Below are 16,157 nucleotides of genomic sequence, written 5' to 3'. Positions count from 1 at the left end.
GGTGACCCGCCGAGTCCGCTCGACGGCATCGGCTACCGGTCGGTGCGCAGCACGTGGAGATGGCCGGGTCCATGATTGCCGGCACTTCCTTTCGATAGTGAATGTGGCCAAGCTGTCAGGCTCCGGACACACTGCAGGGCACGGCGGCGGGCAGTCCGAGTCGGCATAGCAGCAGGGTTGCCGGGCACTGAATTTTCAGGCCAGAGCGAGAAAGAGTTTCTCCAGTTCGGCCTCGCTCAGCGGTTCGGTTCCGTCGGCGGATTCGCCGGTCGTGCATTCGCGCAGCCCGGTGGCGACGATCTTGAAACCGGCCCGGTCCAGCGCATGTGACACCGCGGCGAGCTGAGTGACGACCTCTGTGCAGTGCCGTCCCTGCTCGATCATGGCGATCACGCCGCCGAGTTGCCCCTGCGCGCGACGCAGCCGGTTCAGTACCACTGCGATCGTCTCTTCGTTGCCCACCATGGCGAAATTCCTTCTCGTTGATTCATCTACCTCGGACTATACCCCCAGGGGTATGATAGAAGGTTGTGGCGTCAGTCATGCGAGAGCCGACTGGCCGCCGAGCGGTGCCGCCCGCTGACCGACATCGACGGCCATCGCCGCCCGGGACCGACGTCCTGACGACTGGGGTCTGTGTACCCGTGCGCAACCGGACGCACCGAAATAGCGTCGGCAAGAACAGCGATTCCGTCCATCGGGGCGTCCGCGTATCAGCCGATGTCCACGAGCCATTCTCGTCAGTTTTGCGCGCCCTGTCGCTGGTTCGCGTCGCCCTGCTCGATCCGATCACAAGCGGAGGTATCCGATGACCGTTCCCGAGAACTCTTCCGCAGCCGTGTCGGTCATGCCGCGCATCGGTGATCCCGCACCGAGGTTCACTGCCGCGACGACACAGGGACCGATCGACTTTCCGCGCGACTACGCCGGAAAGTGGGTGATCTTCTTCTCCCACCCAGCGGACTTCACACCCGTCTGTACCAGCGAATTCGTCGAGTTCGCGGCACTGCAGGAACAGTTCCGGCAGTACAACACCGAGCTGGTCGGCCTGTCGGTCGACGGCCTCTACAGCCACATCGCCTGGTTACGCACCATCGAAGAAAAGATCAGCTTCCACGGCCACGACCACGTTCGGGTCAGCTTTCCGCTGGTCGAGGACGTCACGATGGAGATCGCACGACGTTACGGAATGATCATGCCGGGTGAGGACTCCACCAAGGCGGTGCGCGCGGTTTTCGTCGTCGACCCGGCCGGGGTCGTGCGTGCGATCATCTACTACCCGCTCAGCACAGGCCGCAATTTCGACGAACTGCTGCGCTTGATGCAGTCCCTGCAGACGGCCGACGCATTCGGTGTGGCCACACCGGCCGATTGGCGTCCCGGCGACCGGGTGATCGTACCGACCGCGGGGTCATGCGGGGTGGCCGCCGACCGTATGGCCGGCCGCGAGGCCGACGTCGAATGCCAGGACTGGTTCTTCTGCACCCGGCCCCTCAGCGCCGACGACATCGAGCAGGCAATCCGAGCCGGGGGGACCGCACCCGCCGGGAACTGAAGATGAACCGCGCTCTCGTCGGCCGGGTAGAAAAAGAGTCCGGAGGAGGAACCATGTCCACACCGCACGCAGCGCATACCGCCGAACCCGCCGTGGGTACGCAGACCGATGACAGCATCCATCACTGTTTGCCCCACGCGCGGCAGGTGCTCGCGGTGTGTGCCCACCCCGACGACGAGTCCTTCGGTCTCGGTGCGGTTCTGGCCACGCTCGCCGAGCGGGGAGCACGGGTCCGTGAGTTGTGTTTCACCTCCGGTGAGGCGTCCACGCTCGGCCGAACCGACCGGCCGCTTGCCGACGTGCGCGCCGAAGAGCTCACCGCCGCCGCAGAGGTTCTCGGAGTTGATCACGTACAACTGTTTTCCTACCCCGATGGGCGTCTGTCGCAACCACCGCTCGACGAACTGACAGATCACGTCCTCGGCGCGCTCGGTGAGGCGGATCTGCTGCTCGTGTTCGACGACAACGGCATCACCGGCCACCCCGACCACCGCCGCGCGACCGAGGCCGCGCTCGCGGCAGCAACGGCATCGGAAATTCCCGTATTGGCCTGGGCCTTACCACAATCGGTCGCCGAGCGGCTCAATGCCGAGTTCGGGACCGGCTTCAGCGGTCGCCGCAGCGCCGAACTGGATCTCACGATCGAGGTCGACCGCGCGCGGCAACGGGCCGCGATCGGATGCCACGCCACCCAGTCCGACGACAATCCTGTGCTGTGGCGTCGGCTGGACCTGCTCGGCAACCGGGAGCATCTGCGCTGGCTGCACCGCCCGCCCGCGAACCACCGCGATGACCGCCCGTGCGAAGACAGCCAAGAACGAGTCACCAGGTGACACACAGCGATACCCGAAACCGGCGGAGTCAGGCGTTACTGCGTGCTGGTGCGGGCTCGGAGTCATACGACTGCGCGCCCCAGCCGACGTGTGCCTCGGCCCGCATCCGCTCCACCATGTGCGGGTAGTGCAGCTCGAACGCCGGACGCTCGGACCGGATGCGCGGCAACTCGTAGAAGTTGTGCCGCGGCGGCGGGCAGGAGGTCGCCCACTCCAGCGAATTGCCGTAGCCCCACGGGTCGTCCACCGTCACGACCTCGCCATAACGGTAGGACTTGAACACGTTCCACACGAACGGCAGCGCCGAGCCGCCCAGGATGAACGCGCCGATCGTGGAGATGGTGTTCAACGTGGTGAAACCATCGGTGGGCAGATAATCCGCGTACCGGCGCGGCATCCCCTCCGCACCCAGCCAGTGCTGCACCAGGAACGTGGTGTGAAAACCGACCAAGGTGGTCCAGAAGTGCCACTTGCCCAGGCGCTCGTCCATCATCCGGCCGGTCATCTTCGGGAACCAGAAGTAGATGCCCGCGAAGGTGGCGAACACGATGGTGCCGAAGAGCACGTAATGGAAATGCGCGACCACGAAATAGGTGTCCGACACGTGGAAATCCAGCGGCGGATTGGCCAGGATGACACCGGACAAACCACCGAACAGGAACGTGACCAGGAAGCCCACCGACCACAGCATCGGCGTCTCGAACGTCAACTGACCACGCACCATGGTGCCGATCCAGTTGAAGAACTTCACACCGGTCGGAACCGCGATCAGGAAGGTCATGAACGAGAAGAACGGCAACAACACCGAACCCGTCACAAACATGTGATGCGCCCACACCGCGACCGATAACGCCGCGATACCCAAGGTCGCGTAGACCAGCGTGGTGTAACCGAAGACCGGCTTGCGGCTGAAGACCGGGAAGACCTCCGAGACGATGCCGAAGAACGGCAACGCGATGATGTACACCTCGGGGTGCCCGAAATACCAGAACAGGTGCTGGTACAGAATGGCGCCACCGTTGGCCGGGTCATAGATGTGCCCACCGAGGTGCCGGTCATAGAACAGACCCATCAACGCAGCGGTCAGCAACGGGAAGACCATCAGGATCAGTATGCTGGTGACCGCGATATTCCAGGTGAAGATCGGCATCCGGAACGGAGTCATACCCGGACAGCGCAAGCAGACCACCGTCGTCAGCATATTCACCGCACCCAGAATGGTGCCGAGACCGGACACGGCAAGACCCAGAATCCACAGGTCGCCCCCGACACCCGGGGAGTGCAGGATATCCGACAGCGGGGTGTACGCGGTCCAGCCGAAGTCGGCCGCGCCGCCGGGAGTGATGAAACCGGCGGTCGCCATGGTCGCGCCGAACAGGTACAGCCAATAGCTGAACGCGTTCAGACGCGGGAAGGCCACATCGGGCGCGCCGATCTGCAGCGGCAACACGATGTTCGCGAAACCGAACACGATCGCCGTCGCATAGAACAGCAGCATGATCGTGCCGTGCATGGTGAACAGCTGGTTGAACTGCTCGGGCGAGAGGAACTGCAGACCCGGACGAGCCAGCTCCGCACGCATCAGCAACGCCATCAGCCCGCCGATCATGAAGAACGACGTGGCCGTCACCAGGTACATCACCCCGAGGACCTTCGGGTCGGTGGTGGTGACCAACTTGTAGATGAACGAACCCTTCGGCCCGGTCCGCGCCGGGAACGGGCGCGACGGCACGAGCTGAGCGGGAGTACGAGGCGTTACGGCGGTCACAAGCGGCTCCTGACAGGAAGAGCATCCGGTGATGTGGTCGGTCCCGAATAACGGCATAGACGATCGCTGGCCAAGCACGAAATGGATATCAGCACCAACCGCCACCGGTCGCTGTGCGACACCCATCGGCACATACCGTAGTCGAATTGGCGACAGATCAAGCCTGAAACATAAGCATATTCAGTCAGAAGACCGCGCCGGATATTGGTCCGGCCCGGACGACCACGGCGCCAACCGGCCCGTGTCGCAAAAGTCCTTCGGATAGATTCGGGGATCGGTCCGAGAGATCCACTGCCGGTGCGCCGGAGATACGCCTCACGCCATCATTCTCGAAGACACACCGGACCCACTGTCGACACCTGGACACGAAGGATTGCGCCATGGGTGACCCGACCTTCCGCTGAATTTCTCGGCTGCGCAGGCAGTGGCAGGGCTCTGCGGCGAGGTCGAGCTCAACATATCCAGCCGACTCCCCTCGGCGGAGGCCGAGACCGAGGTCCGGGAGCGGTCGATTCCTTTCTGCGGCGACCGGGGTCTACATGGTGGAGGGCCGGCCCGCTCGATTGGCCGGTCTCGATCAAGTACGCCGAGAAAGAAAGGCCGATCGCCGATGAGCATTCCCGCGACCATGCGCGCGCTGCAGCAGACCTCCCGCAATGGCCCGCGGGACATGCGTCTGATCACCGACGCGCCGGTGCCGAACCCCGGTCCGGGCGAGGTGCTGATCCGCGTCACCGCAGCCGGTGTCAATTTCGCCGACATCTCGAAGTCCCACGGCACGTTCGGGGACGGCCCGCAGCCGCCGTACCTGGCGGGTTTCGAGGCCGCCGGTGAGGTTGTCGCGGTGGGCGACGCGGTGACCAGCCCGCGGCCGGGGGCTCGTGTCGTCGGCGTCGGAGTCGGCGCTTTCGCCGATTACATGGTGCTGCCCGCGGCCGCGGCGGTGCCGGTGCCACCCGGCTGGACGGAGCAGCAGGCGCTGGGGCTGATGGTCAACTGGCCCACCGCGCTGGCCGCACTCAAACCCTTGGGCGGCATCACAGCCGGGCAGACCGTGCTGATCCAGGCCGCGGCGGGCGCGACCGGCCAGGCCGCGATAGCCATCGCCAAGCACTATGGCGCGACAGTTGTCGCCACCGCCTCGCCGGCCAAGCACGAGACAGTACTGGCATTGGGCGCCGACCACGTTCTGGACTCCCTCCACGGCGATCTCGCCGCCGAGGTCTTGAGGCTGACCGGCGGAGCCGGCGTCGATGTGGCGCTGGAATCGGCAGGCGGTGCCACCTTCGAGGCCAGTCTGGCCGCCGCCAAGCGAATCACCGGTCGGGTCGTCGTCTACGGCTCGGCGGGCGGTGAAGCCGCGATCACCAACTGGGATCTGGTGTACAGACATCAGGTCCACCTCATCGGTCTCAACATCGGCGTGCTGATCCAGGCCGCACCGCAGATCTTCGGCGAGGTCATGGGCGAACTGTCCACGCTGATAGCCGCCGGTGTGCTCGCCCCCGTCCAGCCCACTGCCTATGACTTGGCATATCGCGGCGTTCGAGCGCTCCGACGCGGGCCTGCTCGAACAGGTGCTGCGCGTCGACGCCACCCTGGAGGCGACGCCGTTCGGCGACTGGCAGTCGGGCCGGGCGACGTGTATCCACATACTCGATGCGTACGTGCTGGGCACGCCCGGCGATTGGCGGATGATCGCGACCACCGCCAATGGACAGCCGGCCGCCGTCGTGTACCGCCGGGGCGCGGACGGTACGCCGCGAGCCGACGGAGTCGTGGTGCTGGCACCCACCGCCACCGGCGTCTCCCACGTGATCAAGTTCCACGATCCGGCGCTGGTCACAATGTTCGGCTTCCCGGACGCGCTCGAGCGCTGACCTACCGGCATGGCCCGGCCTGACCAACTCCTCGGATACGCGCCCCCGGCGAACCCGCTATCCAGTCAGCTGGTCGGCGTGTTGGCAAGAACCCGGTCGAGTTGACTGCGCGAGGTGATGCCGAGCTTGGTGAAGACCTTGCGAAGGTGGTACTGGACAGTGCGAGCACTCAGGAACAGACGGGTGCCGATCTCCGGATTCGACAATCCATCGCGGGCCATCCGGGCGATCTGGGCCTCCTGGGCGGTCAATCCCTCATGCTCGGCCGGAAGCGTGCGCTTGTGCGCGGTTCCGCCGGCGGCGCGCAGTTCGCGGCCGGCGCGCTCGGCGAACGCCGCGATACCCATCCCCTCCAGCATGCCGTGGGCTCTACGCAGTTGTTCGCGTGCATCGGTGCGGCGACGTTCCCGGCGCAGCCACTCCCCGTACAGCAGATGAGCGCGGGCCAGATCGACGCGGAGCCTGGTCTTTCCGAAGCGGGCGATCGCCTCGCGGTAGAGGCGCTCCGCTGTTTCGCCTTCACTCAACAGCGCCTGCGACCGTGCCTGGGCCGCCAGCACCCAGTCGGTGGCGCTGGCGCCGGCCATCTCGGTGAGCCGGCCGTAGGCACAGCTCGCGGTCTCGGTCATACCGCAGCGCGCCGCGGCCTCGATCAACTCGACCAAAGACCAGCACAGCGAAGCGGGGTCCATGTCGTCGGTGGTGGCACGCAGACCCGCGGCCACGGCCTTGTCGTAGTTGCCGAGGCCGTTGTTGAGCGCGGCATTCGCCCATTCGGCGAAGGTGATCCCGACGCCCTCCCCGCGCCTTGTCACGTCTCTTATCGTGGCGGCGATCAGGGCGGATGCCCCGGCCTCGTCGCCGCGGAGCGCGGCCAGGCCCATGGCGGCGTAGGGCGCAAGACCGCTCCCCGTCACTTCGGTGACCGTCTGCAGTTCGTCGGTCAGCGACGCCGCAGCGGTCAGGTCGCCGGTGAACAACAGCAAGTAGGCACGTGCGGTGAGGGCGAGCGGAAGCTCGCTGAGCGCCCCGACCTCGCGTGCGAGCTGTACGTACCGCGCCGAGAGCGCGTCCCAACAATCGTCATCCCAGAGTCGCATGGCCGTGATGCATGCCAGATACATCCGACGCAGCTCCTCGTCGGCGGACATCCCGTCACCGAAACAGGTCAGGGCCCTGCGCAGGGCCGGGACTCCTGCCGCATACCCCACGTGAAGGGCCGCTGCCGTGCCATCGAGAAGGAGGTCGGCAGCGCGGGGGGCACACGTCGGCGGAGGTGCCGCGCCGGCCGCGGCGGCCACGTCGAGGATTGTGCCACCCGGGCCGGCCAGGGAGCCGGCGAAGATCGCGGCAACCAATGCGTCCAGGTAGGTCGCACGGGAAAGATCCGCATCGATGGACTCGAGCCGCCCGGCCGCCTTCAGCAGCAGTCTCGGCGCATCACCGCCCCGGCTGGTGATGAAGGCGAGTCGGGCGCGCATGACGTCGACGTTCGCCTGCTGGAGGTTGCTGAGCGGCCCGGATTCAGCCATCGTCAGAAGGTCCCGCGCCACGTCGAGGGCACCCGCCTGGATGGTGGCCTGCGCGGCAGCCAGCGCCCGCCTGACCCGTTGCTCCGGGTCCGGCGTGAGAGCGGCCGCCCGCTCCAGGAATGCGGCTGCCGCCGCCAGACCGCCGCGTGCTCGGGCTCGCCCTGCCGAGTGCTCGAGCTCGGCGGCGACGTCCTCATCGGGTCCCGAGGCGGCTTGGGCCTGGTGCCAGGCCCGCCGGTCGGGATCGAGGTGCTGATCGGTGGCCTCGGCCAGGGCCCGATGCACCCGCTGTCTGTCGTGGGTCGACGCTGATCGGTAGGCCGCCGAGCGTGCCAGCGGATGACGGAACCGCACGCCGGTGCCGAACTCGGCCAGGCCGGCGTCGGCAGCTGGTGCCGTTGCCTCGGCGCCGACCCCATACCGAGCGGCTGCTCGCCACACCAGGGCCGAGTCGCCCGACGGGTCAGCCGCCGCGATCTGCAGTAGGAGCCGGGTCTGTTCGGGGAGGGTACCGATTTGTCGAACGAACTTCTCTTCGATGCTGCCCGAGAGTGCACCCAGGCTGGGGAACCCGAACCCCCCGGCCAGCTCCGACGGGGTCAACCCCCGCGGCAGCTCCAGCAGCGCCAACGGGTTACCCCGTGTCTCGAAGACGATCTGGTCCCGCACGCGCACATCGATCGGCCCGGTCAGCGCCGCGTCGAGCAGGGCCCGGGCGTCCGCGTCGCGCAGCCCCCCGACCGGCAGTTCCGGCACTCCCGCCAGGTCGCGGCTTACGCCGCGGGCCGCGAAGACCAAGCCGATCGCCTCCGTCCCCAGGCGGCGTGCGACGAACGCGAGGACCTGTGCCGAGACGCGGTCGAGCCACTGCTGGTCATCGATCAGGCATATCAGCGGCCGCTGTTCGGCAACCTCGGACAGCAACCCCAGCACGGCCAGACCGACCAGGAACCGGTCCGGTACCGGCCCGGCAGTGATGCCGAACGCGGTCCGCAGCGCATCACGCTGGGGTACGGGGAGATGCTGGAGCCGGTTCAGGTGCGGCGCGCACAGCTGATGCAACCCCGCGAACGCAAGCTCTACCTCCGACTCGACTCCGGCGGCGCGCACGATGCGACAGCCCAGCGCCTGTACGGCCAGATAATCCAGTAGGGCCGTCTTACCCACGCCTGGTTCACCATGGACCAGCAAAGCGCGGCTTTCACCAGCGCGGACAGCCCCGATCAGCCAGTCGAGCACCCCGCATTCGCCCCGGCGGCCCGTCAGCTCCGCCGCACGTCTCCACTTAGGTAGATCCGCGGACATACCCACAGCGTCACGTTATCCCTTTTGCCGGCGCACTGGCGCCGATGACCAGCCATCGGCGGATGCGGCCCCTCCCCCTGCCGCCGCATGCTGGGACCCAGCATGAACAACAGTCCAGGACCGATCGTGAACGGAGTCCGGATGCCGACAATTCACCACTGTTATGCCACCGTCCGTGGGCAACAGCTGTTCTACCGCGAAGCGGGGCCATCCGGTGCGCCCACCGTTGTACTGCTGCATGGCTTCCCCACCAGCTCGTTCATGTTCCGCAACCTGATCCCACTGCTGGCCGACCGGTATCACGTGATCGCCCCGGACCACCTGGGCTTCGGCCTGTCCGACGCACCGCCCGCGGACGAATTCGACTACACCTTCGACGCCTTGGCGGACCTGACCGCGGGCCTGCTGAGTGAGCTCGGGATCAGGCGGTTCGCCCTGTATGTCCAGGACTACGGCGCACCGGTCGGATGGCGGCTGGCCTTGGCGGATCCGGCCGCCGTCACGGCTATCATCAGCCAGAGCGGCAACGGCTATGAGGTGGGGCTCGCGCAGGAGTTCTGGAAACCGATACGGTCGTACTGGCAGGACCAGAACCCGCAGACCGAAGCGGCGGTCCGCCAAGCGCTGACCCTGGAGGTCACTCGGTGGCAGTACCTGCACGGCGTCCCGGACGAGAGCCTGGTCAGCCCCGATACCTGGTACCACGACTTCGCCCTGCTGTCCCGGCCCGGGAACGACCTGGTGCAGTTGCGGCTGTTCGCCGATTACGCGGGCAACCTCCTGCTGTATCCGAAGCTGCACGCCTACCTGCGTGACAGCCGGGTCCCGCTGCTGGCCGTGTGGGGCCGCAACGACGAGATATTCCGACCCGACGGCGCGCTCGCCTTCGCCGATGACGCGCCGGGCGCCGAGATCTGCCTGTTCGACGGCGGCCACTTCCTGCTCGAAAGCCACCTCGACGCGGCCACGGGCTGCATCCGCAGCTTCCTCGGGCGAGCACTGTCGTGACGGGCACGCGGCGTGGCATGGTCGTACGAGGACGCCTGGACCGAGGTACGGCGCATCTCCGGGATGGTGCGCCCGACGAAACGACTGCCGCACATCAACCCTGACCGGGGTCGTCACAACCGCAATCACCGAGGAAGGAGCAACCGATGCCGTCCTTGCTGTCGGTGAACGTCGGCATGCCGAAGAACGTCTCCTGGCAGGGCAGGACCATCTACACCGGTGTGTGGAAGTACCCCGTACCCGGCCCTGCCGTGGTCCGCCGGCTCAACATCGATGGCGACGGCCAAGGCGACACCAACGGCCACGGCGGCGAGCAACGGGCCGTGCTGGTGTACCAGATCCAGTCCTATCGGCATTGGCGGCAGCACCTCGGACGCGACGACCTCGGCTACGGCCAGTTCGGGGAGAACCTCACCGTCGACGGCCTGCCCGACGACGAGGTCTGTATCGGCGACCGGTATCGCATCGGCGAGGCCGAGTTCGAAGTCACCCAGCCACGGGTCACCTGCTACCGCGTCGGCCTTCGCCTCGGTGAACCCGAATTGCCCGCACTGCTGGTCAGCCACCACCGCCCCGGCTTCTACATGCGAGTCATCCGGGAGGGAATCATCCAGGCCGGCGACCGGATCATCCAGACCAGGACCGGGCCCGGCGCGCTCAGTGTGGCCGACGCCGACGCACTGCTCTACCTTCCCGGGCGCGCCCCTGCCACGCTGCGCCGCGCCCTGCGGATCCCCGCGTTGAGCCAGGGGTGGCAGGACTCGTTCCGTGAGCTGCTCGCGGCCGCCGACACTGCGGGCACTGTTACCGCCCCAGCCTGGAATGGTTTCCGCGCGCTGCAGGTGGCCGAGGTCGTTCCCGAGAGCACTACGGTCTCCTCGATCCGCCTGACCAACCCGGACGGCACCCGGCTCCCGGCGGCCCGCGCGGGCCAATACCTGACGCTGCGGATCCCCGGTGCCGGGCGGCCCGCTCCGGTACGGAGCTATTCACTGTCCGCGATGCCCGATGCCGGCGGTTACCGAATCAGTGTCAAACACGAACCGCACGGCACCGTAAGCGATTACCTGACCACGAAGGTGCGGCCGGGCGACGTCCTGGACGCCGCAGCACCCCGCGGTGAATTCGTGCTCGACGAGGGCACCGGCCCGGTTCTGCTCATTTCAGCCGGTATCGGTCTTACACCGGTGCTGTCCATGCTGCATGAGCTTGCCGCCCGCGGCAGCGACCGTGAGGTCTGGTGGATCCACGGTGCTCGGCGGCCGCAGGAACTCCCGCTGGCGGCCGAGGTGCACGCCCTGCTCGCCTCGCTGCCGCACGCCTGCGAGCACGTGTTCTACAGCGCCGCGTCCCCCGAGGACCACGACCGTGCCCACGCTTGCTTCGGGCGCCTCACCAAGGACAAGCTGATCGCGCTGTCCATTCCGTCCTCCGGGACCGCCTACGTGTGCGGCCCCGCCTCCTTCATGGCGGATATGCAGGACGCACTCGGTGCCGCCGGGATCGATCCGGCCCACATCCACACCGAGCTGTTCGGGGCCCTGCCTTCGATCAATCCGGGCCTCACCGACCAGGCCGGGTTATCGCCCCACCAGCCCTCGGGACCACCGGGTACCGGCCCGCTCGTCACCTTCGCCCGCAGCGGAATCTCGGTGCCTTTCCCCGAGCGTGTGCGCAGCGTGCTCGAACTCGCCGACGCCTGCGACGTCCCCGCCCGCTGGAGCTGCCGCACCGGCGTATGCCACACATGTACCACCGCTCTGTTGTCCGGCGCTGTCGGCTACAGCCCCGCACCACTGGAACCCCCACCCGATGGTGAAGTCCTCATCTGCTGTGCCCAGCCCAGGGCCGACATCGTCCTGGATATGTAGCGCCCGCCGACGCGATGCCCCGGCTCGGCGGGCCTGCCACTGTCCCGAACTCGACCTGCAGTGCACCCCAGCACATTTGGGGGCGCCTCTCCCCCTGCCCGATTCGATCGCCGACAGCTTGCGATACCAGGCGACGGCGCCCGTGGAAGTGGCATGGTGGTGGGCATGCAGGTGGCGGTGATCGGCCCGTTGCGTGTGCTCGACGGCCAGTGCGGAGTCGAGGTTCCAGGGCCACGGGTGCGGGCGCTGCTGGTGCGGTTGGCGTGGGATTGCGGCCGGATGGTCGGCCCCGCGGCGCTGGGCGAGGCAGTGTGGCCGCGGAATCCACCCGAGCATCCGGCTGCGGCGGTGCATTCACTGGTGGCGCGGTTGCGGCGAGCGTTGCCCGGCAGTCCGGTGGTCACCGGACCCGCGGGTTCCTACCAACTGGATCTGGCACCCGATGCGGTGGATGTGCACCGATTCGAACACCTGGCTCGCAGCACTCGCCGGGCCCTGGAATCCGGCGACATCTCACGGGCCGCGGCGCTGTCCCACGATGCGCTCGCGTTGTGGGCCGGAGACCCATTGCTCGACGCTGGGCACGCGGACTACGCGGAGGCAGCGCGGGTCCGGCTGGGTGAGGTGTGGTTGGGCGTGGTGGAGGATCGACTGGAGACAGATCTGCTGCTGGGCCGGGCACAGATGGTGGTCGCGGAGACGGAAGCGCTGATCCGGGCGCATCCACTGCGGGAGCGGCTCCGGGCGCTGGCCATGCGGGGATTGGTCGCGCAGGCCCGCGACGGGGATGCGCTACGAATGTACGAGCAGGCTCGGCGGTTGCTGGCCGAGGAGCTCGGCTCCGATCCCGGCCCGCTGTTACAGCGCGAATATCTGACCGTGCTGCACGGCCGGCAGACACCCGATCCGACCCCGACGGCCTTACCGGCGCCATTGACAAGGCTGATCGGGCGAGAATCGGATTGCGCAGCGGTACAAGCGATCCTGGCTGCACACCGGCTTGTGACCCTGATCGGTCCCGGTGGCGTCGGAAAGACCCGGCTGGCGATTCAGGTGGCCGCCACGCGCCCGGATTCCGCGATGCAGGAGTGCGGGCTCGTGGAGTTGTCCGGATGCTCGAATGCCGACACGGTCGCCTCGGCGGTGGCAGCGGTCGTCGGGCCATCTCGGATCGCCGCCCCGGACACGGCCGGCGATCCGCTGTCGCGGTTGCGGGAGGCATTGGGACACAAACGCGTTCTGCTCGCCCTGGACAATTGCGAGCAGGTCCTCGACGGGGTTGCAGCACTGACTGCCCGGCTGCTGGCGGACTGCCCCGGTGTACGTATCCTGGCCACCAGCCGGGAACCGTTGGGCGTCATGGGCGAACGTCTCTATCCAGTGCAGCCCCTTCCGGTCCCGGAGCCGGGAGCCGATGATGCGCCCGGTCCAGCGGTGCGCTTGTTCCTGGACCGCGCTGAAGCCGCGCGCCCGGATTTCCGTGCGACCGGCGACGATCTGCTGCTCATGGGACAGATCTGCCGCATGCTCGACGGTCTGCCGCTGGCGATCGAACTGGCCGCGGCCCGGCTCCGGTCGATGACCGTCACACAGCTGGCTTCTCGCCTCTCGGATCGATCCGAACCTCCCCTTGCCGGACCGCGGGCGCTGCCGTCGCGACACCGCGATCTCGCTGCGGTGGTGGCATGGAGCTGGGATTTGCTCGAGCCCGATGTGCGGCAGCAGGCCGAGCGGTTGTCCGTATTCGCCGGATCGTTCACCCCGGAGGCCGCTGCGGCACTCGGGGTCACCTGGGCGACGCTCGATGCGCTTGCGGACAAATCGCTGCTGCAATCGGTGCCCGGCCGCTATCGGATGCTGGACACAGTTCGCGCCTATGCCCTGGCCCGGCTCGACGAATCGGGCGCGGCGCCGGGGGCGCGGGCCGCGCACTTGGACTACATGCTCGCCTTCGTCGAGGAGCGCTCCGAATTCCTGCGTACTCGGGACCAGGTGCGCGCGCTCGGAGAATTCACCGTCGAGCGAGAAAACCTCACCGCGGCTTTTGCTTTCACACTCGAGTGTCACGACGCTGCCAGTGCGTGCCGGTTGGCCGCGGCTGCCGCGCAATTCTGGATGATCCGGGACGGACACACCGAGACCTCCCGGTACATGCGCGAAGCGTTGGCCGTCGATGGCCGGGCAGCCCCCGAGGTGGTGGCCGAGGTCGCGGTGCAGTATCTGCTCAACGCGATCCTCGCCGGCGAACACGCGGACGCGCGGCTGGTGGCTGCGCGGGTCCGGCCACACGCGCTCGCCCAGCCCGTGCTCACCGCATTGTCGGCCATCGGGCAGGGTGACCCAGCGGCCACTGCGGCAATGGATTCCGCAGTCCCACAGCGTGATTCGTGGCAGCGGGCGCGATGGGCCCTGGTGCGGGCGATCGCCTGCGGGACCGTCGGCGATCTGACCGGGATGCGTGGCGACCTACGCACGGCGGCCGGGCGCTACGAGGCGGCCGGCGATGGTTATTGCCGGGCGCTGGCCTTGACGTTTCTCGGGCTGGCCAACGAGATGCGGGGTGATATCGATACCGCGACAATGGATTTGACCGAGGCGGAGCGCCTGGTGCGGTCACTCGGCGCGACCGGCCACTATCAGCGCGCCTGGCTCGCGCACCTGTACGCCCGCGCCGGGCATCGCGACACCGCCGAGACGATGTTGCGGGAGTTGGGTGTCCGGGCGACGGGTGCGGATGCTGCGCTGGTCCAATTGTTCACCGCCGAACTGGCCCGGCACTGCGGCGACTTCGATCGCGCGGCACAGCATCTCGCGCTGGCCGGCGACAGCCCGCCCGGACCGCAGGACACGCTCGTGCGGTTGGCTCAGGCGCAACTGGCCCTTGCCCGCCGCGATATCGCCGCCGCTACCGAATATCTGCGCGCGGCATGGGATTGCGCCGCGACACCGGACACACCGATGGCCGCGGCGATTGCGGTCGGCGTCGCGAACCTGATGTCGCTCACCGGCCACCCCGGAGCCGCAGCGGAGATACTCGGTGCCGCGCACACGCTGCGCGGCACCGCCGCCACCACCGACCCCGACGTGCTCACGGTGCGCTCCCGCCTGACCGACCGGTTGGGCCCAGACTTCGACGCCCACTATCAGCGGGGCCGCGGTCTCGACTTGACACCGGCACTCGCGCTGGTCCGCACGGCGCTGACGACCGACCCGCACCCTGGCAGGCCGATGACAGCGATCTGACAGAACCTCCGTGCAGCATCAGCATCAGCAACCCTGATCAATGAGGAGACCACCGATGCTGTTCTGCGAAATCTACCTGCCACGCGGCACCCACACCCCCGAACAGTTGCGCGAATTGTCCGACCGGCTCGCACTCGACCGCTTGGTCCGGTATTACGCGGCCACCGATGGCGACCACGCCGAGGAAGCCGCGTCCGCCGACCCTGGCGTCATGACGATGCTGGCCGACCTCAACCACGTCGTCATCCACGAAATCGGACAGTGGGCAGCAGGAGGGCAACCGGTCACCAGCACCGATCCCCGCTACCTGGCACGGATCTACCTGCCCGCGCCATGGCGCAAGGAGATGAGCGCGTTCCTGATCTCGGCAGTCACCGCCGCGCTCCGGACTCTCGTCACCGAACCGCAACGCTCCCGGATCGAGGTGCAGATACTCGGCATCCCCGACGGGAGTTACGGACTCGACGGCCGCATCGTCGGCGAAGCCGAGCTCCTGGAAATGATCAGCGTCGCCAAATCCGGTCCCACCGTCCCGGTCGACTCCGCGGTACTCATCGATCCGGTCTGCGGCATGACCGCGGCGAATCCCGAACTGACCCTCGAACACGGAGGCACCGTCTACGGATTCTGCAGCGCAGGCTGCCGCAAACACTTCAGCCGCAAACTCGCCGACGAAGCGACGCGATGACCCACGAGCCCAATGCCACCGAGACTCGCCGCTGGAACGGACCCGACGCACGGCACTGGGCCGACCACGCCGCCCGCTACGACGCGATGGCCGCCGACTACACCCGGCAGTTGATGACAGCTGCCGCGCTCCGATCGGCCGACCGGGTCCTGGACATCGGGTGCGGCACCGGCCAAACCACTCGCCTGGCCGCCCGCCGAGCCGACACCGGCCAGGTCACCGGCATCGATCTGTCCGCCCCGATGCTGGCAGTCGCCGCCGAACTGGCTGCCGCCGAACACATCTCCAACATCAGCTACATTCACGCCGACGCACAGCGCTATCGGCTGCCGACAGCAGGATTCGACACGGTCATCAGCCGTTCGGGAGTGATGTTCTTCGACGATCCGCTCGCCGCCTTCACCAACATCGCCCGCGCCCTACGCGCGGGCGGGCGACTGGCCTTCGTATGCCACGCCAACGCCACCACCAACC

The 16,157-nt window shown here is 67.6% G+C and carries 11 protein-coding genes; 8 read left to right on the top strand and 3 right to left on the bottom strand.

The window, feature by feature from the left end; all coding sequences use genetic code 11:
• Positions 1–195 precede the first annotated feature (195 nt).
• A complete protein-coding gene (locus NV1_RS27490; RefSeq protein WP_067897475.1) occupies positions 196–465 on the bottom strand; it encodes a metal-sensitive transcriptional regulator in 270 nt (89 codons plus the stop codon).
• Positions 466–808: 343 nt separating this feature from the next.
• Here NV1_RS27490 and NV1_RS27485 point away from each other — a divergent pair, with 343 nt between their 5' ends.
• Together NV1_RS27485 and NV1_RS27480 are read left to right on the top strand one after the other, a co-directional pair.
• On the top strand, positions 809–1,555 hold the full coding sequence (locus tag NV1_RS27485) for a peroxiredoxin (protein ID WP_067897471.1): 747 nt from the start codon (positions 809–811) through the stop codon (positions 1,553–1,555).
• A gap of 53 nt (positions 1,556–1,608) precedes the next feature.
• On the top strand, positions 1,609–2,388 hold the full coding sequence (locus NV1_RS27480) for a PIG-L deacetylase family protein (RefSeq protein WP_169813414.1): 780 nt from the start codon (positions 1,609–1,611) through the stop codon (positions 2,386–2,388).
• Positions 2,389–2,416: 28 nt separating this feature from the next.
• Here the strand turns inward: NV1_RS27480 and ctaD are convergent, their stop codons facing one another.
• On the bottom strand, positions 2,417–4,156 hold the full coding sequence (gene ctaD, locus NV1_RS27475; protein WP_067897468.1) for an aa3-type cytochrome oxidase subunit I: 1,740 nt from the start codon (positions 4,154–4,156) through the stop codon (positions 2,417–2,419).
• 610 nt (positions 4,157–4,766) lie between these two features.
• Here ctaD and NV1_RS27470 point away from each other — a divergent pair.
• Positions 4,767–6,059, top strand: coding sequence for a zinc-binding dehydrogenase (locus tag NV1_RS27470; RefSeq protein WP_245713955.1), 1,293 nt, complete (start codon positions 4,767–4,769; stop codon positions 6,057–6,059).
• A gap of 42 nt (positions 6,060–6,101) precedes the next feature.
• Here the strand turns inward: NV1_RS27470 and NV1_RS27465 are convergent, their stop codons facing one another.
• On the bottom strand, positions 6,102–8,873 hold the full coding sequence (locus NV1_RS27465; RefSeq protein ID WP_084525845.1) for an AAA family ATPase: 2,772 nt from the start codon (positions 8,871–8,873) through the stop codon (positions 6,102–6,104).
• Between the two features lie 141 nt (positions 8,874–9,014).
• Here NV1_RS27465 and NV1_RS27460 point away from each other — a divergent pair, with 141 nt between their 5' ends.
• The 5 genes from NV1_RS27460 to NV1_RS27440 form a co-directional block, all read left to right on the top strand.
• Complete coding sequence (locus NV1_RS27460; RefSeq protein ID WP_067897672.1) at positions 9,015–9,881, top strand: alpha/beta fold hydrolase; 867 nt, start codon at positions 9,015–9,017, stop codon at positions 9,879–9,881.
• 146 nt (positions 9,882–10,027) lie between these two features.
• Positions 10,028–11,752 (top strand): MOSC and FAD-binding oxidoreductase domain-containing protein, encoded by a 1,725-nt coding sequence (locus NV1_RS27455; RefSeq protein ID WP_067897464.1) that lies wholly within the window; start codon positions 10,028–10,030, stop codon positions 11,750–11,752.
• Positions 11,753–11,905: 153 nt separating this feature from the next.
• A complete protein-coding gene (locus NV1_RS27450; protein ID WP_084525825.1) occupies positions 11,906–14,995 on the top strand; it encodes an ATP-binding protein in 3,090 nt (1,029 codons plus the stop codon).
• A gap of 55 nt (positions 14,996–15,050) precedes the next feature.
• Entirely contained in the window at positions 15,051–15,683 is a 633-nt protein-coding gene (locus NV1_RS27445; RefSeq protein WP_067897460.1) for a YHS domain-containing protein, read from the top strand.
• Positions 15,680–16,157: class I SAM-dependent methyltransferase (locus tag NV1_RS27440; RefSeq protein ID WP_157117405.1), on the top strand; the 478-nt coding region annotated here is incomplete at its 3' end. The genes NV1_RS27445 and NV1_RS27440, both read left to right, overlap by 4 nt.

Source organism: Nocardia vaccinii NBRC 15922 (assembly GCF_001613305.1).
In the GTDB taxonomy this organism is placed as follows: domain Bacteria; phylum Actinomycetota; class Actinomycetes; order Mycobacteriales; family Mycobacteriaceae; genus Nocardia; species Nocardia vaccinii.
Note: the sequence above shows the minus strand (reverse complement) of the source record. Positions and strands in the feature narration are given on the sequence as shown.

Excerpts from the sequence above, each read along its gene's own strand:
- NV1_RS27490 (WP_067897475.1), bottom strand. The coding sequence starts at position 465 with ATGGTGGGCAACGAAGAGACGATCGCAGTGGTACTGAACCGGCTGCGT.
- NV1_RS27485 (WP_067897471.1), top strand. The coding sequence starts at position 809 with ATGACCGTTCCCGAGAACTCTTCCGCAGCCGTGTCGGTCATGCCGCGC.
- NV1_RS27480 (WP_169813414.1), top strand. The coding sequence starts at position 1,609 with ATGTCCACACCGCACGCAGCGCATACCGCCGAACCCGCCGTGGGTACG.
- NV1_RS27470 (WP_245713955.1), top strand. The coding sequence starts at position 4,767 with ATGAGCATTCCCGCGACCATGCGCGCGCTGCAGCAGACCTCCCGCAAT.
- NV1_RS27465 (WP_084525845.1), bottom strand. The coding sequence starts at position 8,873 with ATGTCCGCGGATCTACCTAAGTGGAGACGTGCGGCGGAGCTGACGGGC.
- NV1_RS27460 (WP_067897672.1), top strand. The coding sequence starts at position 9,015 with ATGCCGACAATTCACCACTGTTATGCCACCGTCCGTGGGCAACAGCTG.
- NV1_RS27455 (WP_067897464.1), top strand. The coding sequence starts at position 10,028 with ATGCCGTCCTTGCTGTCGGTGAACGTCGGCATGCCGAAGAACGTCTCC.
- NV1_RS27450 (WP_084525825.1), top strand. The coding sequence starts at position 11,906 with ATGGTGGTGGGCATGCAGGTGGCGGTGATCGGCCCGTTGCGTGTGCTC.
- NV1_RS27445 (WP_067897460.1), top strand. The coding sequence starts at position 15,051 with ATGCTGTTCTGCGAAATCTACCTGCCACGCGGCACCCACACCCCCGAA.